Annotated in this window: 20 protein-coding genes; 10 read left to right on the plus strand and 10 right to left on the minus strand. The window is 66.4% G+C overall.

Annotation, left to right across the window (positions count from 1 at the left end):
- The first annotated feature begins 88 nt into the window (after nucleotides 1–88).
- The 6 genes from DACI_RS08000 (at nucleotide 89) to DACI_RS08025 (ending at nucleotide 7,321) form a co-directional block, all read left to right on the plus strand.
- The gene (locus DACI_RS08000; protein WP_012203523.1) at nucleotides 89–1,651 is read left to right on the plus strand and encodes a Do family serine endopeptidase; all 1,563 of its coding nucleotides are present in this window, start codon (nucleotides 89–91) and stop codon (nucleotides 1,649–1,651) included.
- Between the two features lie 308 nt (nucleotides 1,652–1,959).
- Nucleotides 1,960–3,483: a phosphatase domain-containing putative toxin gene (locus DACI_RS08005; RefSeq protein ID WP_012203524.1), complete on the plus strand. Its 1,524-nt coding sequence runs from the start codon at nucleotides 1,960–1,962 to the stop codon at nucleotides 3,481–3,483.
- A gap of 36 nt (nucleotides 3,484–3,519) precedes the next feature.
- Nucleotides 3,520–3,924 carry a hypothetical protein gene (locus DACI_RS08010; protein WP_012203525.1) on the plus strand — a complete coding sequence of 135 codons (405 nt, stop codon included), beginning with the start codon at nucleotides 3,520–3,522 and terminating at the stop codon, nucleotides 3,922–3,924.
- 60 nt (nucleotides 3,925–3,984) lie between these two features.
- The gene (locus DACI_RS08015) at nucleotides 3,985–4,659 is read left to right on the plus strand and encodes a response regulator (protein WP_012203526.1); all 675 of its coding nucleotides are present in this window, start codon (nucleotides 3,985–3,987) and stop codon (nucleotides 4,657–4,659) included.
- The gene (locus DACI_RS08020) at nucleotides 4,656–6,119 is read left to right on the plus strand and encodes an ATP-binding protein (RefSeq protein WP_012203527.1); all 1,464 of its coding nucleotides are present in this window, start codon (nucleotides 4,656–4,658) and stop codon (nucleotides 6,117–6,119) included. The genes DACI_RS08015 and DACI_RS08020 overlap by 4 nt, the downstream gene beginning before the upstream one ends.
- A gap of 170 nt (nucleotides 6,120–6,289) precedes the next feature.
- The gene (locus DACI_RS08025; protein WP_012203528.1) at nucleotides 6,290–7,321 is read left to right on the plus strand and encodes a GGDEF domain-containing protein; all 1,032 of its coding nucleotides are present in this window, start codon (nucleotides 6,290–6,292) and stop codon (nucleotides 7,319–7,321) included.
- 95 nt (nucleotides 7,322–7,416) lie between these two features.
- Here the strand turns inward: DACI_RS08025 and DACI_RS08030 are convergent, their stop codons facing one another.
- The gene (locus tag DACI_RS08030) at nucleotides 7,417–9,024 is read right to left on the minus strand and encodes a methyl-accepting chemotaxis protein (protein ID WP_012203529.1); all 1,608 of its coding nucleotides are present in this window, start codon (nucleotides 9,022–9,024) and stop codon (nucleotides 7,417–7,419) included.
- Nucleotides 9,025–9,511: 487 nt separating this feature from the next.
- Here DACI_RS08030 and DACI_RS08035 point away from each other — a divergent pair, with 487 nt between their 5' ends.
- Nucleotides 9,512–10,045: a DUF2939 domain-containing protein gene (locus DACI_RS08035; protein ID WP_043780899.1), complete on the plus strand. Its 534-nt coding sequence runs from the start codon at nucleotides 9,512–9,514 to the stop codon at nucleotides 10,043–10,045.
- 22 nt (nucleotides 10,046–10,067) lie between these two features.
- Here the strand turns inward: DACI_RS08035 and DACI_RS08040 are convergent, their stop codons facing one another.
- Nucleotides 10,068–10,880: an IclR family transcriptional regulator gene (locus DACI_RS08040; RefSeq protein WP_012203531.1), complete on the minus strand. Its 813-nt coding sequence runs from the start codon at nucleotides 10,878–10,880 to the stop codon at nucleotides 10,068–10,070.
- A 92-nt stretch (nucleotides 10,881–10,972) separates the two neighbouring features.
- Here DACI_RS08040 and DACI_RS08045 point away from each other — a divergent pair, with 92 nt between their 5' ends.
- Nucleotides 10,973–11,911, plus strand: a complete 939-nt coding sequence (locus DACI_RS08045) for a dihydrodipicolinate synthase family protein (protein WP_043780901.1) — start codon at nucleotides 10,973–10,975, stop codon at nucleotides 11,909–11,911.
- A gap of 60 nt (nucleotides 11,912–11,971) precedes the next feature.
- Nucleotides 11,972–12,976, plus strand: coding sequence for a Bug family tripartite tricarboxylate transporter substrate binding protein (locus DACI_RS08050; protein WP_012203533.1), 1,005 nt, complete (start codon nucleotides 11,972–11,974; stop codon nucleotides 12,974–12,976).
- Between the two features lie 36 nt (nucleotides 12,977–13,012).
- Here DACI_RS08050 and DACI_RS08055 read toward each other — a convergent pair whose 3' ends face one another.
- From DACI_RS08055 to DACI_RS08065, 3 genes are all read right to left on the minus strand, one after another.
- A complete protein-coding gene (locus DACI_RS08055) occupies nucleotides 13,013–13,237 on the minus strand; it encodes a hypothetical protein (protein WP_012203534.1) in 225 nt (74 codons plus the stop codon).
- 21 nt (nucleotides 13,238–13,258) lie between these two features.
- The gene (gene yfcF / locus DACI_RS08060; RefSeq protein ID WP_043780904.1) at nucleotides 13,259–13,882 is read right to left on the minus strand and encodes a glutathione transferase; all 624 of its coding nucleotides are present in this window, start codon (nucleotides 13,880–13,882) and stop codon (nucleotides 13,259–13,261) included.
- Between the two features lie 79 nt (nucleotides 13,883–13,961).
- Nucleotides 13,962–14,642 carry a hypothetical protein gene (locus tag DACI_RS08065; RefSeq protein ID WP_012203536.1) on the minus strand — a complete coding sequence of 227 codons (681 nt, stop codon included), beginning with the start codon at nucleotides 14,640–14,642 and terminating at the stop codon, nucleotides 13,962–13,964.
- A 107-nt stretch (nucleotides 14,643–14,749) separates the two neighbouring features.
- Here DACI_RS08065 and DACI_RS08070 point away from each other — a divergent pair, with 107 nt between their 5' ends.
- Complete coding sequence (locus DACI_RS08070) at nucleotides 14,750–15,322, plus strand: helix-turn-helix domain-containing protein (RefSeq protein ID WP_225971056.1); 573 nt, start codon at nucleotides 14,750–14,752, stop codon at nucleotides 15,320–15,322.
- Nucleotides 15,323–15,341: 19 nt separating this feature from the next.
- On the opposite strand, the gene DACI_RS08075 is transcribed toward DACI_RS08070, so the two are convergent.
- The 5 genes from DACI_RS08075 to DACI_RS08095 all read right to left on the minus strand — a co-directional run bounded on the left by DACI_RS08075 (nucleotide 15,342) and on the right by DACI_RS08095 (nucleotide 20,874).
- The gene (locus DACI_RS08075; protein WP_012203538.1) at nucleotides 15,342–16,100 is read right to left on the minus strand and encodes a copper chaperone; all 759 of its coding nucleotides are present in this window, start codon (nucleotides 16,098–16,100) and stop codon (nucleotides 15,342–15,344) included.
- Between the two features lie 9 nt (nucleotides 16,101–16,109).
- The gene (locus DACI_RS08080) at nucleotides 16,110–17,591 is read right to left on the minus strand and encodes a tyrosinase family protein (protein WP_012203539.1); all 1,482 of its coding nucleotides are present in this window, start codon (nucleotides 17,589–17,591) and stop codon (nucleotides 16,110–16,112) included.
- A gap of 487 nt (nucleotides 17,592–18,078) precedes the next feature.
- Nucleotides 18,079–19,206: a site-specific integrase gene (locus tag DACI_RS08085; protein ID WP_012203540.1), complete on the minus strand. Its 1,128-nt coding sequence runs from the start codon at nucleotides 19,204–19,206 to the stop codon at nucleotides 18,079–18,081.
- Between the two features lie 217 nt (nucleotides 19,207–19,423).
- On the minus strand, nucleotides 19,424–19,966 hold the full coding sequence (locus DACI_RS08090; protein ID WP_012203541.1) for a hypothetical protein: 543 nt from the start codon (nucleotides 19,964–19,966) through the stop codon (nucleotides 19,424–19,426).
- Complete coding sequence (locus DACI_RS08095) at nucleotides 19,963–20,874, minus strand: ParB/RepB/Spo0J family partition protein (RefSeq protein WP_050771828.1); 912 nt, start codon at nucleotides 20,872–20,874, stop codon at nucleotides 19,963–19,965. The genes DACI_RS08090 and DACI_RS08095 overlap by 4 nt, the downstream gene beginning before the upstream one ends.
- Nucleotides 20,875–20,878 lie beyond the last annotated feature (4 nt).

Below are 20,878 nucleotides of genomic sequence, written 5' to 3' on the forward strand. Positions count from 1 at the left end.
GGCGAGGGTTCTAAGCCTCGCCTAAGTCTGCCCCTTCAGACTTCTCCCCAACGCAGCAAGGAACGCTGCTTTTGAGGAAAGGTCTGCGATGAACAAGATTCTGTCCACTCCCCGCCGTCTGGTGCTGGCCCTGGTGGCCGCAGGTGCCATCGGCGCCCTGGGCGCCACGGGCGCCGGTCTGGTTGGTGTGGTGCATGGCGATGCGCGTGCCGCCACGTCGCTGTTTGCGCCTGCAGCACAGCCTGCTTCTACCGCTTCTCCAGCTTCCCCCGCCGCCGCCGTGGCGGCGCCCAACTTTGCCGACATCACGGCGCGCAACGGCGCGGCCGTGGTCAACATCAGCGTGGTCGGCAGCTCGCGCGCCATGGGCGAGGATGGCGACGAGGCCGCTGCACGGCAGGGCCAGGGCCAAGGTCAGGGCCTGCAGGGCATGGACCCCAACGATCCGTTCTTTGAATTCTTCCGCCGCTTCGGCGTGCCCGGCATGCCGGGCATGGGCCAGGGCCAGCCGCAGCGCGATGTGCCCACGCGCGGCGAAGGCTCGGGCTTCATCGTCTCCAGCGACGGCCTGATCCTGACCAATGCCCACGTGGTGCGCGGCGCCAAGGAAGTCACTGTCAAGCTGACCGACCGGCGTGAGTTCAGCGCCAAGGTGCTGGGCGCCGATCCCAAGACCGACGTGGCCGTGCTGCGCATCGAGGCGAAGAACCTGCCCACCGTCTCGCTGGGCAAGACGGCCGATCTGCGCGTGGGCGACTGGGTGCTGGCCATCGGCTCGCCCTTCGGTTTCGAGAGCAGCGTGACGGCCGGCGTGGTCAGCGCCAAGGGCCGCACCCTGCCTGACGACTCCTTCGTGCCCTTCCTGCAGACCGACGTGGCCATCAACCCCGGCAACTCGGGCGGCCCGCTGTTCAATGCGCGCGGCGAGGTGGTGGGCATCAACAGCCAGATCTACTCGCGCTCGGGCGGCTACCAGGGCGTGTCCTTCGCCATTCCCATCGAGGTGGCCACGCGCGTGCAGCAGCAGATCGTGGCCACGGGCAAGGTGCAGCATGCGCGGCTGGGCGTGGCCGTGCAGGAGGTGAACCAGGCCTTTGCCGACTCCTTCAAGCTCGACCGTCCCGAAGGCGCCCTGGTGTCCAGCGTGGACAAGAGCGGCCCTGCCGCCAAGGCAGGCCTGGAGCCCGGCGACGTGGTGCGCAAGATCGATGGCCAGCCCATCGTGGGATCGGGCGATCTGCCGGCCTTTGTGGGCCAGGCGCTGCCGGGCCAGAAGGTCACGCTGGAGATATGGCGCAACGGCGAGGCCCGTACCCTGAATGCCGTGCTGGGCGATGCCAGCGACAAGGCCGCCAAGGTGGCCAAGGACAAGCCCGACGCCGGCAAGGGCAAGCTGGGCCTGGCCCTGCGCCCGCTGCAGCCCGAGGAAAAGCAGCAGATCGGCGTGAAGGACGGCCTGGTTGTGGCCGACGCCGCGGGCCCGGCCGCCGAGGCCGGCATCACCCAGGGCGATGTGCTGCTGTCCATCAATGGCACGCCTGCCGGTGATGTCGAGGCCGTGCGCGCCGCCATGGCCAAGGCCGGCAAGACCGTGGCCGTGCTGATCTGGCGCGATGGCAACAGGATCTTTGTCCCCGTACGTCTCGGGTAAGTGAAAGGAGGTAAGGGACCAGAAGCATCCACACACTTGATTGATCGCACGGCCCCGGCGTGAATGCGCCGGGGCTATCGCTTTGGGAAAACCCAGAGAAAAATGCCAGCGGTCCAAGGAGCGGTACGCCAATGTGATGGTTGTATCGTGTGAAATGACGCCCGTTTGCGTTAGTAATGTTTCCTTTTGTGACGGATTGATGTAAGGGAAACCGCTTAGACTGCCGGCCCATCGAGGCGTGCGCTGACCGTCTTGATTCACGGAATACGGCCCCTGGGGGCGCAACGCATCACAGGAGGGGCACGGCTTTGAATCAGGACTACAGCTTGCAGGTGGCGGGTTTGGGCGCATCGTTCGGTGCGCGCGTCATCCTGGCTGAGGTGGACTTCGCACTGCCCGCCCGGGGCGTCACCGTTTTGCTGGGGCCTTCGGGATCGGGCAAATCCACCCTGCTGCGCACGCTGGCCGATCTCAATGCCGCCAACCCGCGTTTTCGCCGCTGGGGCAGCACGCGCTATGCGGGCCAGCCATGGCGCAGCGGCCTGCAGGCGCCGCGCCTGGTGCAGCAGCAGGCCAGGCTGATGATGGCCAGCACCTTCGATGCCATCGTGGAGCTGGCGCGCCCCCGTCTCAAGCTGGTGCCGCATGAGCTGCGCGACTGGTGCCGCGCCCAGGTGCAGGCCTTCGGCTTTCCCGAGCTTGCGCTGATGTTCGACCAGCCGGCGCTGCAGCTGTCCCCCGTGCAGCAGCGGGCCGTGGCCATCCTGCGCGAGGCGCTGGCCGAGCCGGCGCTGCTGATGGTGGACGAGCCCACGGCCGAGCTGGAAGGCTACGAGGCCTTCGTGCTGCTGGAACTGCTGCGCCAGGTGGCGCAGCGCAGCGCCGTGCTGATGAGCACGCACCACCAGCAGCACGCACAGGCCGTGGCGCAGGACATGCTGCTGCTGGCCGGCGGCCGCATCGCCGAGGCGCAATCCATGGAAGCCTTTCAGCGTGCGCCGCTGTCGCTGGCGGGCCAGCAGTTCCTGCGCACCGGCAGCTGTGCCGTGGCCTCTCCCGATGCGCGGGCCGAAGACCTGGAGGAGGGCGTGCCCCTGCCTCCTCCGCTGCCTGCAGCGGCCGTGGCCGCGATCTCCGAATTTCTGTCGGATGCAGTGGCCGCCGAGCCTGCATCCGAGCCCATGCCTGCACCTGCACTTGCACCTGAGCCCGTGCCCGTGCCTGCATCCATGCCTGCGCCGGTATCCGCACCGACACCGACACCCGCTGCCGCTGCCGCTGCCCGGCCGCGCGCCGTCAATCCCGCCGTGCTGGTGGACTGGCAGCCGCTGGCCGCCGACCCGCAGGCCGTGCCGGCCAGCCGCGGCCCCAACGGTTTTGCCTGGCTGGTGCCGGGCCGGCTGGCCGGTGCGCCGCAGCCCGGCGTGGTGCAGTCCATGGACTTTGACCTGAAGGCCCTGCGCGGCTGCGGTGTCACCGTGCTGATCACGCTGACCGAAAACGACCTGCCGCAAGAGCCGCTGCAGCGGCACGGCCTGCGCAACCTGCACTTGCCGGTGCGCGACCACGAATCACCCACGGTGGCCCAGATCCAGATGCTGCTGGCGCGCATGTCGGCCATGCTGCGCGCGGGCGAGGTGCTGGCCGTGCACTGCCTGGCCGGCCTGGGCCGCACGGGCACGGTGCTGGCCGCATGGCTGGTGCGCGAGGGCCTCACCGCCGACGAGGCGCTGCGCCGCGTGCGCCTCATCGACGCCCAGTACGTGCAGTCCCAGGCCCAGGAGGACCTGCTCTACGCGTACGAAGTGGCACTGCTGCTGAAGATGGGCTGACCGATCACATCCATTCACAAAAAAAGGAAAGCTGCAATGAGCCTGGATAACGTTTTGAGCGAGGTGGCCGGGTCCGTGCCCGAGTGTCTGGCCATCGGCTACGTGGATGCCGCCTCCGGCATGCTGCTGGCCATCCGCACGGTGGACTCGCATCCGCGCGAAGTCATCGACCTGGTGGCCGCTGCCACGGCCGACCTGTTCAACGGCCCCAATGTCTCGATGATCGAGAGCCTGTTCAAGAAGTCGCGCGGCCTCAAGGACGACGGCCACCACTACTTCCAGGAACTCATCGTCAACAGCGACAACCTCATCCACGTCTTCCTGCGCGGCAAGCTCATGCCCGACTACGTGGCCGTCTTCGTCTGCCGGCGCACGGCCAACCTGGGCATGGCCTTGACCAAGGCCCGGATGGCCATGCCTAAGATTGAAGCGGCGGTGTAGCCGCCGCTCACCCCCTGAGTCGCCAACTGAGCCAGCCTTGCAGGGAGCTATTCTTCAACCATGCGCTTACTGCTTGTCGAAGATGACGCCATGATCGGCGAGGCCGTGCAGACCCTGCTGCGCGGCGAGGGCCATGCGGTGGACTGGGTCCGTGACGGCCTGCAGGCCGATGCGGCCCTGTGCCCCGGCCCGGGTGGCGGCCATGGCTATGACATGGTGCTGCTGGACCTGGGCCTGCCCGGGCAGGACGGATTGCAGGTGCTGCGCCATCTGCGCGGGCGCCGCGACCGCACGCCGGTGCTGGTGGCCACGGCGCGCGATGCCGTGCGCGACCGCATTGCCGGGCTGGATGCGGGGGCCGATGACTACGTGGTCAAGCCCTATGACCTGGACGAGCTGCTCGCGCGCCTGCGCGCGCTGGCGCGGCGTGCCTCTGGCGGGTCCGACCCGCTGTACGAGCGCGAGGGCGTGCGGCTGAACCCCGCCACGCGCGAGGCCAGCGTCGATGGGCGCGACGTGGTGCTCTCGGGCCGCGAATGGGCGGTGCTGGAGACGCTGCTGGCACGCCCGGGCAGCACGCTGTCGCGCCAGCAGATCGAGGACAAGCTCTACGGCTGGGGCGACGAGGTCAGCAGCAACGCCATCGAGGTCTACATCCACGGCCTGCGCAAGAAGCTGGGCGCGGGGCTGATCCTCAATGTGCGCGGCGTGGGCTACATGGTGCCCAAGCCATGAAGGCGCCGGCTTCCTCCCTTGTTTCCTCCCTTGTCGCCCGGGCGCGCAGCCGCCTGCCCGGTGCACTGGGCACGCGGCTGCTCCTGTTCCTGGGCGCGGCCATCGTGCTCACGGCGCTGCTGCAGGGCCTGCTGGCCTACCGCAATGCGCTGCTGCAGACCGACACCCTGTTCGACTACCAGATGCAGCAGACCGCCTTTGCGCTGCGCGCCGGCCTGCCGGTGGATGCGCGCGGCAGGCCTCAGGGCACGCCGCCCGAGGATGAGAACCACGAATTTATCGTCCAGGTCTGGACCAACGAAGGCCTGCGCATTTTCGAATCCGCGCTGGGTGCGGCATTGCCGCAGATGGCCGTGCTGGGCTTTGCCGATGTGCCCGCGCGCGGCACCGTCTACCGCGTGTTCTCGCTGCAGACGCGCTCGCAGGTGATCCAGGTGGCGCAGGACATGCGCGTGCGCCGCACCCTGGCGCGCGACGCCGCCTGGCAAAGCCTGCTGCCCATTGCCCTGCTGGCGCCCGTGCTGGCGCTGGCCGTGTGGTGGGTGGTGCGCAGTTCGCTGGCGCCCGTGCAGCGCGTGCGCCGCGAACTGGCCACGCGCCGCCCGCAGGACCTGGCCCCCGTGCCTGCCGAGGGCCTGCCCGACGAGGTGCGGCCCCTGGTGGCCGAGCTCAACGCGCTGCTGCAGCGCGTGGGCCAGGCCTTTGAGGCGCAGCAGCACTTCGTGGCCGATGCCGCGCACGAGCTGCGCTCTCCGCTGGCCGCGCTCAAGCTGCAACTGGTGGCCTTGCAGCGGGCGCCCGATGTGGCCGCGCATGACGAGGCCGTGCAGCGTCTTTCGGCCGGCATAGACCGGGCCACACGGCTCGTCGAACAATTGTTGACATTGGCGCGGCAGGAAGCCCAAGGCACGGTACAAGGCACGGCCCCAGGCCTGCAGGGCATGCAGGGCCAGCACGGCGCTGCCGCGGCCGCACCTGCCGACGTGGACCTGCGCGAGGTGGTGGAGCAGGCCCTGGCAGACCAGGCCGTGGCCGCCCAGCAGCATGGCCTGGACATGGGCCTGAGCGAGTCCCCGCAACTGCGGCAGTCCTTTGCCGTGGCGGGCGACGCACAGTCCTTGCAGATGCTGGTGCGCAACCTGCTGGACAACGCCGTCAAGTACGTTCCGCAAGGCGGCCGCGTCGATGTCGGCTGGCGCAGCGATGCACAGGGCCGCGCCCTGGTGGTCGAGGACTCGGGCCCCGGCATTGCCGAAAGCGAGCGCGAACTGGTGCTGCGGCGCTTTGTGCGTGGGCCTTCAGCGACTTCTGCGGGCCAGCAGGCGCAGGGCAGCGGCCTGGGCCTGGCCATCGTGCAGACCATTGCCGAGCGGCATGGCGCACGCCTGCTGCTGGACTGCTCGCCCACGCTGGGCGGCCTGCGCGTGCAGGTGATGTGGCCGCCTGTGTCGGGCCGCTGACAGCGGCGCGTGGCGCGCAGGCCTATCGGCGTGTAGCGCGCGGCGGGAATGCTTCCCGCCTGCGTCCGGCCGGGTCACAATCCCCAAATTGGTGCCGGCCCGCCTGCCTTGCCATTCCCTCATCAGGCGCGCGGGCAGTCTGCATCCGTAGTTATTTCGAGAGGTATTTCATGGAGTCCCTTGTCCAGCGCCTGTCCCAGTCCGTGACCCAGGCGCATTCGTTGGAAGAGTTGACGCGGCCCCTGCTGCAAATGCTCGAAGAGAGCACGCAGCTGGAGTCCACCTATCTCACCACCATCAACGAAGAACAGGGCCAGCAGCGCGTGCTCTACGCGCGCAACGCCAGCGAGATGCAGATTCCCGAGGGCCTGGTCGTTCCCTGGGGCGACACGCTGTGCAAGCGCGCCCTGGACGAGGGCCGCATGTACACGCCCGATGTGGGCGACTGCTGGGGAGACTCCGAGGCCGCGCGTGAACTGGGCATACGCACCTACGCCAGCGCGCCCGTGCGTTTTTCGGATGGCCAGCTCTACGGCACGCTGTGCGCGGCCAGCAAGTCCTCGCAGGCCCTGAGCAGCGAGGCCGAAGGCATGCTGCGCCTGTTCGCCAACCTGATTGCCGAGCGCGTGGAGCGCGAGCAGCTCATCGCCAGCCTGAACCGGACCAACCGGGAGCTGGCGGCGCTGGCCTTGCTGGACCCGCTGACCGGCCTGCCCAACCGGCGCTGCCTCACCGATGAGCTGGGCCGGCTCATCGCCCGGTGTGCGCGCAGCCAGGAATGCGTGGTGGTGGGCTTCATCGACCTGGACCGCTTCAAGAACGTCAACGACGAGCACGGCCACGAGGTCGGCGACGCGCTGCTGCGTGCCATGGGCGAACGCCTGTCCGCCCACCTGCGCAGCGCCGACATGCTGGCGCGCTTTGGCGGGGACGAGTTCGTCTTCATCGGCGTGGGGCCCTTGTTCGGCAGCGAGGCCGATGCCGTGGCGCGTGAACTGCAGCAGCGCCTGTCGGATGCCTCGGCCTTCCAGGTCGATCTGCCCGATGGCAAGACGCTGGACTACGGCGGCGCCAGCGTGGGCGTGGTCTGCCTGCGGCCGGACTCCATTGACGCCGACGACGCGCTGCAAAAGGCCGATGCGGCCATGTACCGCGTCAAGATGGCGCGCAGCCGCGAAGCCAGGGGCAACGCGCTGCATTGAGCCAGCCGCAGGCCTGGCCCGGCGGCCAAGACCTGTTGCTGCCTTGCTCCGGCCTGCCTCGCTGCTTCTCGCGCGCGCTCTTTTTTCTTGCCGTCTCAGCCTGCTGCCAGCATGGGCTGCCTGCGCTGCAGTTCCACGGCGGCATGCTGATGGCCGCTTGCCGCCTCCAGCTTGAAAGCGCCCACCGTGCGCACCAGGTCGCCGGCCTGGCCGCGCAGGCTGGAGGCGGCGGCGGCCATCTCCTCCACCAGTGCCGAGTTCTGCTGGGTAGCCTGGTCCATTTGCGTGACCGCCTGGCCGATCTGGGCCACGCCCGAGCTTTGCTCGGAACTGGCGGCGCTGATCTCGCCCATCAGATCCGTCACGCGGCGTATGGCGTCCACCACCTCGGCCATGGTCGTGCCGGCCTGGTCGGCCAGCGCGCTGCCGTTGTGCACGCGGCTGGCGCTGTCGGTGATCAGTTGCTTGATCTGCTTGGCGGCCTCGGCACTGCGGCTGGCCAGGCCGCGCACCTCGGTGGCCACCACGGCAAAGCCCCGGCCCTGCTCGCCCGCGCGCGCGGCTTCCACGGCCGCGTTCAGCGCCAGGATATTGGTCTGGAAGGCAATGCCGTCGATCACATTGATGATGTCGGCGATCTGCCGGCTGGAATCACTGATGCCGCGCATGGTGTCCACCACCTGCCGCACGACCTCGCCGCCCTGCTCGGCCACGGTGGATGCGCCCAGCGCCAGCTGGTTGGCCATCTGCGCGTTGTCGGCGTTCTGGCGCACGGTGGAGCTGAGCTGCTCCATGGAGGCGGCCGTCTGCTGCAGCGCGCTGGCCTGGCTTTCCGTGCGTGATGACAGGTCCTGGTTGGCCTGCGCGATCTGCCCGCTGGCCGCTGCCACGCTGACCGATCCCTGGTGCACCTGGCGCACCACGCCGCGCAGCCCCTCCTGCATGGTCTGCAGCGCGCGCAGCAGCATGGACACCTCGTCCTTGCCGCGCACATCGATGTGCCGTGTCAGGTCGCCCGCCGCCACGGCATCGGCCGTGTGAATGGCCAGGCGCAGAGACCGTGCCATGTTGCGGATGATGGACCAGCCCAGCAGCACCCCCAGCAGCACGCCCGCGATGATGGAGCCCACGGCCACCGCAAAAATCACCTGGTAGAGCGACTGCGCGGCGTCGTACTCCTCCTTGGCGACGCGGGTCTGCAGCCCGGTCAACTGCACGATCACGTCGCGCAGCGGCGCGTACAGCGCCTCGTCCTTGTCGATCAGCAGCTGCCGGGCCAGCTCCAGGTCACCGGATTGCAGCGCCTGCTGGGCCGGCTTCAGAAACCCCTGCAAAAATGCGCCGCGCACGACCTCGAAACGGTCGGCCAACTGCGCCTCCTCATCGGTCATCCGGGTCTGGCGGAACGAGGCCCAGGCCTTGTTCACATCGTCGATGTTGATCTGTATCTCCTGCTGCTTTTGCTGCGTGTACTCGGGCAGGTGCACCGCAATGGCGCCCGAGACCGCATTGCGGTTGCGCAGCAGCAGCCGCTGCACTTCCAGCAAGTGGCCCAGTGCGACCAGGCGCTCTTCATAGACCACCTTGAATCGGCGATTGGACTCGCTGATTCCATACAGCCCAAAAGCGCCGATCATGATCATGAGCAGTGAGAGAAAACCAATCAAGGCGGTCAGGCGAGTCGATAACTTGAAATTATTCATACTGCGTCCTCTGCATGAATTGCGGATGGTTGGTGGGTACTTGCGTTGTCAGGCCGCCCCGTGATGACTCGCATCTCTCATAACGGAATCGGTAATGAAAATGAGATTTCACTAACGGAAAATGCCCGGTCTGCACAAATGCTCACAGGCATCCGGAAACGGCGATGCTGGCTTGCCGATGGCCTGCGTGGCCAATGGCGATCCATGTTGTATTGGTTTGTAAACTATTTGTTACAAACTATAGTATGAATCGAATGGGCCAGGCAATACCAGTTTTTCAGGCATTGGCCTTGGCCTGATAGGGGTTCTCTGCGTATTGCTTCGCTATTGTTTCGCTATGAAAAATACAGGCGGCAACGGCCCTGGCAGTGGCTGCGGCGCCGAACGGCCCGCCTAGAATCCGCCTTTATGCGCTGTGCATGCGCGGTTCATGCGCGTTCATCCGCGCTTGCGCGAGGCCCCTGGCCTGCCTTCACGAAAGAGATCCATGAAACCCAAAACCCTTGCCCGCGCGCTGGCCGCCCTCTGCGTGGCTGCGGCCGGACTGCTCTACGCATCGCCCTACATCGCCCTGCACCAGATCGGCAAGGCCGTGGAGCGCCGCGACGCCCAGGCCCTGTCCGGCTACGTGGACTTCCCTGCGCTGCGCGAAAGCATCAAGGGCCAGATGATGGCCAGGCTGCAGTCCCAGATGGGCGGCTCGGGCGACGGCGCCTCCAACCCCCTGGCCGGCTTTGGCCAGCAACTGGCCCAGGGCCTGGTCAGCCAGTTCACCGAGGCGCTGGTCTCGCCCGACGGTGTCATGCTCATGCTGGAAAAAGGCAAGCCCGGCAAACCCACGGACGTGGCCGCCGCAGGCGTGGGCGTGGACACCCAGGGCGGGCCGCCGCGCAAGGACTACTCCGTGGAGTACCAGGGCTGGTCCAAGGTCTTCGTGCACCCGCGCGGCGAGCCGGGCGGCTTCATCTTCAGGCGAGAAGGCCTGATGGGGTGGAAACTGGTGGCCGTGAAGATGGATTGAGGGGCGCGCCGGCCGGTCGGCTTCACGGCAGCCGGACACCCTGAGCGGGCGTAGGGTTGTTGAGGCGTCGCTGGATAAGGTCCGCCTCCTGCCGCAGCAAGGCCGCCAACTGCGGCCAGCGTTCCTTAGGCATGCGATGGTTGACGGCCGAGATGCTGAGCGAACCCAGCGGCCGGCCATCAGCGGTACACAGTGGCATGGCCACTGCGGTCACCCCCAGAGTCACCCAGTTGCCGCAGACTGCGTAGCCACGCTCGCGGCTTTCGGTCAGAAGCGTGCGCATGGTGTCCATGTCCATGCGGTTGTAGCGTGCCAGCCTGGGTCCGGCCGCTTGGATCAGCGACTCGGCCTCCCCATCGGACAGGCGAAGCAGTATCGCCAGTCCTGCGGCGCCCACGCCCAACGGGCGGCGGCTGCCGACGTCCAGTGTCAACACACGTATGGGCGACAGGCCCTCGCGCCGGTCCAGGCAGACGGCATCGAAGCCGCTGCGCAGCGTCAGATAGCAGGTGTCCTGTGTCTCGGCCTGCAATCTGTCCATGGATTCACCGCACAGTCCCCGGATGTCGCAATGCTCGGCTGCCGCCAGCCCCAGTTCGAAAGCCAGGGGGCCCAGCCGGTAGAGCTTGGTCTGCACGTTGCAGGCCACCATGCCCGACTCGGTGAGATGGCGCAGCAGCCGCAGCGTGGTCGGATGCGGCAGCCCGGTCATCCTGGACAGTTCACTCAGTGGAAATCCATGGCGGCTGGGCGCAGAAAGCGCCTTCAGGATCGCAATGGATCTGCCCAGTGACTTTGCTGTGTCTCTGGCGGTGCCGGAGGGCGATGTAGTCATTTTTACTGTGTGAACATTTGGATGGAGCGCCGAAGGCGATTTTCATAAAGTCCAAACGCGATTTGCAAGCTTTTGACTGGAAGGAATACCCCATGGCTGCCCGTTTCCCCGGCTACGTCCCCGCAGGTGTCATCCCGGCGGCGCTCATGCCCTTCAATGAAGACCTGTCCATTGATGAGACCTCGCTGCGCAGGCACATGCGCGACCTTGCCGCCGTGCGCGGCATCTCGGCCCTGTGCGTCAACGGCGTCTCCCAGGAGGTGCCAGGCCTGACGCTGGACGAACAGCGCCGCGCGCTGGACATCATGGCCGACGAGGTCGGCGACCGCATCCCCCTCATGCATGGCGTCTACGCGCACGGCCCGCTCGATGCCGCGCAGATCGCCCGCCAGGCCGAGGCCGGCGGCGCCTCCTGCCTGCTGGTCTTTCCGCCCGCCGTCTTCGCACGCGGCGCGGCCATGCTGCCGCAGATGACCCTGGGAAACTACAAGGCCATCGCCGATGCCACCGACCTGCCGCTGATCGTCTTCCAGTACGAAACCGCCACCGGCATGGCCCATCCGCTGGACACCCTGGTGCGGCTGGCCGAGGAAGTGCCCTCGGTCAAGGCCATCAAGGACCGCAGCAACAACCCCGTGGAGCATGAGCGCAACATCCGCGTGCTGCAGTCGCTGCCCCGGCCCGTGAACGTGCTCACCACCCACAGCGCCTGGCTCATGCCCTCGCTCACCCTGGGCTGCAAGGGCATCCTCTCTGGCTCGGGCAGCGTGCATGCCGACCTGCATGTGGCGCTGTGGGAGGCCGTGCAGGCAGGCGACCTGGCCGCGGCGCGCACCATCAACGACAGCATCCATCCCCTGTCCAGCTGCTTTTACAGCGCCCCCATGCTGGACATGCACACCCGCATGAAGGAAGCCCTGGTCCTGCTGGGCCGCCTGCCCAGCAGCCGCGTGCGCCTGCCCTGGGTGGACCTGGGCGATGCCGAGCGCCAGCGCGTGCGCCAGGCATTGGTGAGCGCCGGCCTGCTCTGAACAAGGCGCTGCGGCAGGCGCGGCAGGCCGCAACTCTGCAAGAACCCAAGGAGACACACCATGAACCGAGATCACTCCACCGGCCGGCAGCACGGGGCAGGGCTGCGCCGCCTCTGGCACGCATGTGCCGCCCTGGCATTGGCCCTGGCCGGGCCGGCGCTGGCGCTGGCCTTTCCCGGCAAGACCGTTACCATCGTCGTGCCCTTCACCCCGGGCGGCGCCGTGGACATAGTGGCGCGCACCGTGGCCGCGGGCCTGTCCGAGGCCTGGCAGCAGCCCGTGGTGGTGGAAAACAAGCCGGGCGCGGGCGGCGCCATCGGCATACAGGCCGTGGCCCGCGCGGTGCCTGATGGCCATGTGCTGCTGCTGGGCTCCGTGGGCCCGTTGACCATCAACCCCGGCCTGGGCCCCGTGGGCTACGACGTGGGCAAGGACCTCGCGCCCGTGGTGCTGCTGGCCAAGACCCCGGCCGTGCTCGTGACCCGTCCCACGTCGCCGGTCGGCGATGTGCGGCAATTCGTGCAATGGGCCAGGTCCGCGCCTGCGCCGCTGAACTACGGCTCGGCAGGCAACGGCAACATCACCCATCTGGTCAGCGAATACTTTCTGGGGAGCGCCGGCCTCAAGGCCACCCATGTGCCCTATAAGGGCAGTGCGCCGGCCATCACCGACCTGCTCGGCGGCCAACTGGACTTTCTCTTCGATGTCGTGCCCACGGCCCTGCCGCACATCCGCGCGGGCAAGTTCAAGCCGTTGGCCGTCACCACCAACGTGCGCTCACCCGTGCTGCCAGAAGTCCCCACGCTGCAGGAGCTGGGCTACCAGGACTTTGACGTCAGCTCGTGGTTTGCGCTGCTGGCCCCGGCCGGCACGCCTGGGGCCGTGATCGAGCAGATCAATGCAGCCGTGAACCAGGTGCTGGGTGCCGACAGAACGCGCGAGCGCCTCTCTGCCATGGGCGCCAACGTGGCAGGTGGCACACCCGTCGAACTGGGCCGGTTCATCGGGGCAGAGACGCAGCGCTGGCGCAAGCTCATCGACGACAAGGGCATCAAGGCCCAATGACGGGCCGCACGGGCTGCACGGGGGGGGGCGGGGCGCTCAGCCTTGATGCAGCACCTTCATCACATGGCGCTTGCCCAGCCGCAGAGCGCGGGCATCGGCCTCTGGCTGCGTGTCGCAGGGCTGGTCATCGGTGACGGCCTCCAGGGCCTTGCCGCTGGCCACCTCCAGCAAGGTGGCGCGCGGCAGCCAGGCGCCTGGCGAGGCATCGCTGGGAAGTGATGCGGGCGTGATCCGCACGCCCATGTAGAGAAGGCTGTCCATGGCCTGCCGTATCCGTTCGGATCAGCCTGCCAGGGGCGGGCGGGGCAGGGCCAGCCACTGCTGGACGGCGGGGTGCTGCCACTGCCGGCGCGCATAGGCGGCCAGCGGCGCGGGCACGGCATCGCCGTTGAGCACCAGGCGGTTGAGCATCAGCGCCAGATCCACATCGGCAATCGACCATGGGCCGGCAATGTGGTCATCTTCCGAGCGGATGAAGGCACCGGCCACCGAGAACAGCTTGCGCGCCGCAGCCTGGCCCGCATCCGACAGCGGCGTGGGCGTGGGGCGGTAGAACACCACCTCGGTGCTGCGCTCCGAGCGCAAGGCCATCAGATCGCTGCGCAGCCAGGCCTGGACCTGGCGCACACGGGCGCGCGCTTGCGCATCCTGGGGGTAGAGCGGGGCGCCGCCAAAGCGGTCCTGCAGGTACTCGCAAATCGCCGAAGACTCCGACAGACTGAAGTCGCCATCCACCAGCGTGGGCACCCGTGCCGTCAGCGATGCGGCCACATAGTCCGCCCCGGTGTTCTGCCCCGCCGAAAGGTCCAGCGTGCGCAGCTCGAAGTCAATCTCCTTGACCTTCAGCGCAACGAACACGGACATGGCATAGGGAGAGGCGAATTGCGAATCGGCGTACAGCAGCATGAGGGCCTTTCGGGAGACTGCATCAGTGATTGGGGCACTGATGGTAGCCGAGCAGCCCGGGCGCATCGGCCATGATCGGTCATGCGCCGTCCGGGGGATCGCCGCAGATGCGGCCCATGCCGCCTTCAAAGACATCGCGCACGTCACGAAGGGTCTGCGAACCCCATTCATCGCGATGCTCCCCATGCAGGGCGGCCGCCACGTAAACGATCTCCGACAACTGCGAGATGCGTGCCGCCATGCCGTGCGCCACGATATGGCTCTCCGTGTTCTGGTGGTCGCCCATTTGCATCAGCACCTGCGCCAACTGCTGGACCTCGTAGTTGGCCTCGCGGGCCAGTTCGCGCCACTGCGATGGCGTTGCGCCGGTGTCCAGCCTGGCTTGCAATTCGTGCAGCGTGGTGCGCGGAAACACGATCCCGTCCACCGGCGTCTCTGATATCTGCGCCAGCGCCTGGGCCGCTTCTGCCAGCAGGCGAGTGCGTGGGGCGGACTCCGCATCGCCGGGCACCAGCCGCGCCGAATTGATGCAGGCGGCCACATCAAACGCCGTGTTCTGCAGATCGCACGTCGAGCCGGGCTGGGCCGCGTGGCGTGCCACATCGCTGGCAATGCGCAGCAGACGGTCGGATTCCCCGCTGTGCCGGTGCGTCTCGTCGGTCATCGCGGCCTGCTTGAGTGCTTCAGCGGCCTGCAGGAACAGCGCGCGGTCCGCCTTGGCGATCTTCTTGCGCGATGGTTTCGCGGCAGCGTGCTTCATGGACCTCCTTCGAGCAACGTACAGGCGCAGCAAAGGAGCCGCCTGAGGGGTCAGGTAGTATTTGGAGTCAAGGTCTACAAGGTATATCGACTATCACACGGAAATCCGTGGTCGTCAACAAGATGAATGCAGAAATCCGTGTAATTTTTGGTGAACGCCTCCGTCAAGAGCGCGAGCGTCTCGGCCTGTCTCAAGCGGACATGGCCAAGCTGGGCGGCACCAAAATGCGCACTTATCAGGACTGGGAGCGTGACGTGGCAACCGTCAGCGCCGAGTTTCTTGCACGGATTTCTGCGCATGGCCTGGACATTTCATTTGTTCTGACCGGCCTCCGCTCGTTTGACCCGAACGCCATCCAGCATGAGCGCCCTGAACCTACCCTCGCCGCCCGCCTGCAACAGGAGCGCCAGCGCCTGAACCTCAGCGAAGCCGAACTCGCCCGCAAGGCCGGCCAAGCCAAACAGGTCCTGCAGCAATTCGAGTCCGGCGCCCTCGTCCCCGACGCCACGGCGCTGCAGCAATTGCACCTTGCCGGCGTCGATATCGGCTACGTGCTGCTGTCCCTGCGCTCCCATGCGCCCGACGCCGATGTGCAGGCACTGCTGGCGCATTACGGCAAGGCGACGGACGCTGGGCGTGCGCTGGTGCGAGGGGTGGCGGAGCTGGCCGGGCGGGGGTGAGGCTCGCCCTCCACAAGGTTCAGTGTCTTGTCGCCCGGCCCAGCGACGTGCGCGGCTTGCCGTGCAGAAGGCGCCGCAGGACATAGGGCAGGCGCCAGGCAGGCCGCAGCGATGGGCCAGTGCGCTCCACAAAGAGCAAAACCGCTGCAACAGCCATGGCCGGCAGGTGCCAGGCCGCGGGAAAGGCGAAGGGCGCCAGCATCCACGGCCAGCATGCCGTGGCGCATGCCACGCCGGTTCGCAGTCCGTGCTGCAGGCTGTCCCGGTTGGCCGTGGGGCCGCTGGCGGCCACGGGGTACAGCCTGTGGCAGGCATTGTGGGCGCGCGTTCCTGCGGGCGATGAATTCCACAGGACCGCCACGGCAATGCAGGCAAGAATGAGCGCGGGATGCGCTGCTGCGTGCAAGAGGGCGGCAAGCGGCACCATGACCAGCCCGGCCGCCATCCACACCAGCGCATAGCCGGCAAGCAGCAGGCCCGCCGCCAGCAGGCGCCGGCGGGCCACGCTCGATCGCATGGCGTGGCGCACCTGCCGCAGTGCCAGCAGCGGCATCATGGCCAGAACCATGGCCAGCCACGCCACACCGAGGATGCCGAGCGTGTGCCCGTCCAGCACCAGCGGCGACAGGTCGGCCAGCGTGACCGAGGACAGCGAGCCGCACAGCGACAGGCCGGGCGTGGCAGGCGGGCTGATGGCCAGGCTGATGAAGCCTGCCCCCGACACGGCCATCAGTGCTGGCGCGGGAGCGGTCCGCAGGTCTCTCAGCAGCGCGTCCATACGCGGGCCTTAGCGGGTGGCGTCCTGTGCGACCACGCTCACGCGGTCCACGGTGATTTCACGCCCGGGATCGGCTTCGGGCTGTTCGATGGCCACGTTCAACTGGTCCAGACTGCCGCCTGCGTCCAGGATGGCCTGCGTGGCATCGGTGATGTCGATGGTGGCACCCAGTCCGTTGCCTCCATGCGGTCCATCGCTGGCCGAGGCTTTGGCCAATCCGAACAGCGCCACGGTGTCGGCATGCCGTGCCGCCGCTCCGGGCGAGCCGATGGAGACCGTCAGCACGCCGCTGGGTGCATTGCCGCGAATGCCTTCCAGGTGAAGAAAGTAGCGCTGTGGCCGCGGCAGCGCGGCGCCTGCCTGCAGCAACTCGACCTTTGCTGCACCGGGGTCCGCGATCGATACGGTGGTCAGCCGCGGCGTGCGGCCCACGATGACCCGCTCCGCATTGGAGCCCAGTACACGCGGCGCGGGCGGCGGGACCGTCGAGAATTCTGCGGGCATGTCGATCTCCTGCGGTGTGACGCTTGCTGTGCTGGCCGTCAGCATGGTGGCGCCCGTGCCGCTGGTCAGATTGTCATAGTCAGGGGCCAGCGCACCGCCCGGCAGGGTTTCACCCGGATCATAGGAGGCCAGCTTTCCTTCGGTGTCCGGCATCACGAAGCCGCGGCCGGCAGGGCCGTTGCTCCAGGCGGCGCTGTTGTCCTGGATGTTGCCGGGCTGGGTCAGCCAGGCGGCCCAAAGCCGGTCCACATTGCAATGGTGCACCCAGAAAATCGGGTCCAGGGCGGCATAGTCGGGGTCTGACATGAATCCATAGGGCTCCTGCAGTCCGCCGACCATGATGTGAACCAGATTGTGCGGATTGGACTCAATGGCGCCAGTGTCGCTGCCGTCATGGGAAAAGGCGGTGATGCCTCCGCCGTATTCCAAGGTGCCGGGAGCACTGGTGAAGCGGTGGTAGTCCTGGCAACCCAGCGTGATATCACGGGGAATGTCAGGCGTTGGTCCCAGGCGCTTTGACCCATTGCGCCTGGCCTTGGCCAGGAAATTGGGAGAGCCATCCGGCAATTTCTCTTCCAGGAAAGCCTGGGGTATGTTGCGTGCGGCCTGATTGCTGGAATTCAGGTAGTTCCAATAGGGAAGCGCCCAGTCCGCAGGGCCGCCGAGCTCCTTGACGGTCTTCGCCACAATGGCTTCGAATGCGGCGAGATAGCCGCGATGCCAGGGAAGAAAGTACCAGGTGCCATGCTGGCATTGGTCCCACATCTCCTCGGTTTCAGAGGTGGGTGGCAAAGGGTCCTTTGCCGAAAGCACGCCGGCACTGATCCAGCCACCCTTGTTGATGCCATGAATGGCGGCAAGATATCTCCAGCTGGTTCTGTCCGTAATGGGAAGAGAGTAAAGATGCCCCACGGCCTTGGAATACCAGATCAGAGTTTCATTCCAGACAGTTCCACCTTGATTGACATCACGACGAATCCCAGTCATTGCGTTCTCCTCCATGAAAGTTGGAGACTGGAGTGTATGAAGGCGGATTGGGTTTTGCAAGATATTGTTTCTTTTTATTGGGTTTGCCTGAGTGGGATTTCTTGATATTGAGAGTGCGTTTTCCATTGCGGATGCCGCAATGGTTGGAAATTGACTGATTTCAGGTATTGACTAATGAAGTGTGTTGGTCTAATTGGCTGGATTTGTGTTTTTGCAATGAAGACTGGATTTCCGTTTTCTTACATGGAATCGTCAAGGATGGACTGAGAAACTGCAGAAGACGGCAGGCCTGGACCCCGCCGGGCAACAAAAAACCCGCATGCCGGTGAGCATGCGGGTTTGTGATGTCCTGAGCGTCTTCACGACGTCCGGTTGGTCCCTCCGACAGGAATCGAACCCATTAAAGCCAGAGTTCCGCTTAATTCGGCTGTATTTGCATACAGCCTTCCCTCTGTGGAATTAAGTGGAACTTCGCGGAACTCGCAGTTCATGTCCCAGTCTGTGTCCCAGCTTTGGGCTTGCTGGCGCTGATGAACGAGTCCAGCTTTCGCTGCTCGGCGCCCTTGTCCGCACCGTCGATCCACTTCGAGTAGGTACGCAGGAACATCTCAATGCCGTGCCCCATCTGCCGGGCCGCGTAGGCCGGCGTCACGCCCGCCATCAGCATCATGGTCGCGTAGGTGTGGCGCGTCTGGCGCGCATCCCTGTGACGGATTCCGGATACCTTCATGGCGGGCTTCCACCATGAATCCAAGGGCATATCGGTGTTCTCCAGTTCTCCGCCTGCCACGGTGAGAAACACCCGTCCGCCAGCCAGCTGCGAAACCTTCCGCTGGCGCTCCAGCGCATCGCGGGCGCGGCCAGGCAGCTCTACCTTGCGGACCTCGCTCGTCTTCGTGCCCTTCACTCGCCCGCGCGTCAGCGCTGAATCGACCATGACAGTGCCTGATCGCAAATCCACCTTTGACCAGGTGAGGGCGATCAGTTCGGACGGGCGCAGGCCGCTGAAGAACGCGAACTCGAAGTAGTTCCTGGCGGCCTCCGCCTTCATCTTGCTCAGCAGCACCTCCACCTCATCAAGCGTGAATGGGTCCGGCTCGGGCTTTTGGCGCCGGCGCATCTCAATGGATTCGTGCAGCGGCTCGGTCAGAATCTTGGCCTTGTAGCCGTACTCCAGCACCTGGCGCAGCACGCTGGCCACGTTGTTGAACGTTTTCGGGTTCGCGGGCAGCCTGGCCAGCAGGCGTTTGAGGGAACGAAAGGTGAAATTCCCAACAAGATCCCGCCGAACGCCGTCGAAGTGATAGCTATCAATGGTCTGCTGATAGCTGTGGATGGTGCTGTGCTGCAGCTCTGGCTTCTTCACGTCCAGCCATTCCCCGAACAACTGTCCCACCGTCATGCTCGGCACATCAGCGCGGGCGCGTGGGCTGTCTGGGAAGTAGTCGCCAAGCACAAAGGTGCCGCGCTCGATCTTCCCCAGGATCTCGGCCCGCATGCGCTCGGCGTGCCTGATGTTTGCGGGCGTGGGCTGCAGCTCCAGACGCTCACGGCCGAAGCCGTGGGCGCGGAGGTCGATCTGCAGGTACTTGTCGCGAACGATCACGCCTGGCATGTGTATTCGGCGCTCTTGCGCCGTCCTCGCTGGCTGGGTGAGCTGGGCCGTTCATCGATGAATTCATCCAGAGCCTGGCTATCGATCATCTTGCGGCCTTCAAACCATTTCCAGAGGCGACCCTCCGGCCATTTGCCAGAGGATCCGGTGCGCTCGTGGAAATAGGTCACAGGCAGCCCTGTGAGATCTGACGCTCGTTCAAAAGTGACCCACCTGGTCATGCTGCTGGCCCTCCTGCTGGTTGTTGCTCAGCCTGCAGGCGATCCAGCACCGAGCGCTCGATGAGCGCCGCAAAGGCCTGCAGGCGCTGTAGGGCAGTCTCCTTTTTGGCGCCGGACAGCGGCACCCAGACGCCGGCCTGCCGAGCCATGCGCTCCAGGCTACCTGGTGCTCCGGCCTCCTGGCGCCGAGGCTTGGTGGTGGCGCTGGCTGCCTTGCGCTTCGGCGCGGGCTTGGGTGGTTCCGGTGCGGCTTGCTCGTCCAGGGCCTTCACCAGCAGCGAGGCCTGCTCGTCGTCCGCCGTCTTCTCGAAGGCGGATGGCACGTCCACCGGCCCCTTGCAGTAGCTGTCCTGCTCGGGGTCGTAGATCAGCATGTCGTGATCGCACGCGATCATGAGCTGGGTGTGGATGTTGCGTCCGTCCTCGGGCTCCACGAACTTGGCGGCCACTTCGGCCAGGGTCAGGCTGGCGCCGGGGTGCAGCGCGAGGTAGCCAAGCACACGGGCGGCCAGGCTCTCGGGGTTGGGGCGGTAGGTCATGGTGCGTCCCCGCTCTTGATTGCCGCTTGGGCTGCGCGGGCGGCGTCGATCATTTCATCCGCGTAGGCCTTGGTGATGTAGTTGGTCATCAGTTCGCACATGACCACGTCCTGCGGTTTGTCCAGTGGCGGCCCGGAATCCGCAGTCATTGCCTCCAGTTCTTCGGCCGTGCGGGCGCCGAACAGCCAGCGGTAGCGCTCTCCATCAGCATCAACGGGGGTGGGTTTGCGGGCCTCGGCCGTGGCCGCCGTGATCCGCTTCTTGCCCTTGGCCTGGGCCTGCTGCAGCTGCTCGCCCAGCACTGCCGTGGCCTTGTCGCCATGCTTGCGTGCGGCTTTGGCGGCGCGGGTGGCCGACACCTGGCCAGCCTTCACCATTTCGCGCACCGGGCTCGGCGCGTTGCCCAGGGCCAGCAGATCCTGCACATGCTGCGCGGAGCGGCCGACCTTTTTGGCTATCTGCGCGGGCGTCCAGCCAAAGGCCTTCAGCCGCTTGTACCCCTCGGCGATCTCGGCCGGCGTCAGTGGCTTGTTGTTGGCGCTGGTGATGATGCGCGCGATCCGGTCCTCTTCGTTGCCCTCGAAGAGTACGACGTGGATCCAGGCCTCGCCATCCTTGGGGCTACGCAACGGGGCGTTGCGGGCCAGGGCGCGGCCGATGGCGGCATGCCGGCGATGGCCGTCCACGATCCACATGCCGCCGTCGTCACGGGGCCGCACCTCAAGGGGCGGATACTTCCCACCATCGATGATGTGAAGGGCCAGGGCCTCGATGCTCTCTTCCAGGTCCTGGTCCTGCTGGCGCAGGTTGAAGCCGGGTTCGACATGCAGGCTCTCATACCGCACATGCACGGCGTCTGCCCGCTTTGCCTCTTTCGATTCGAGCATCTTGCGTACGGAGTTGGTCATGGTG

This window comes from Delftia acidovorans SPH-1 (assembly GCF_000018665.1).
GTDB classification, from domain to species: Bacteria; Pseudomonadota; Gammaproteobacteria; order Burkholderiales; family Burkholderiaceae_C; genus Comamonas; species Comamonas acidovorans.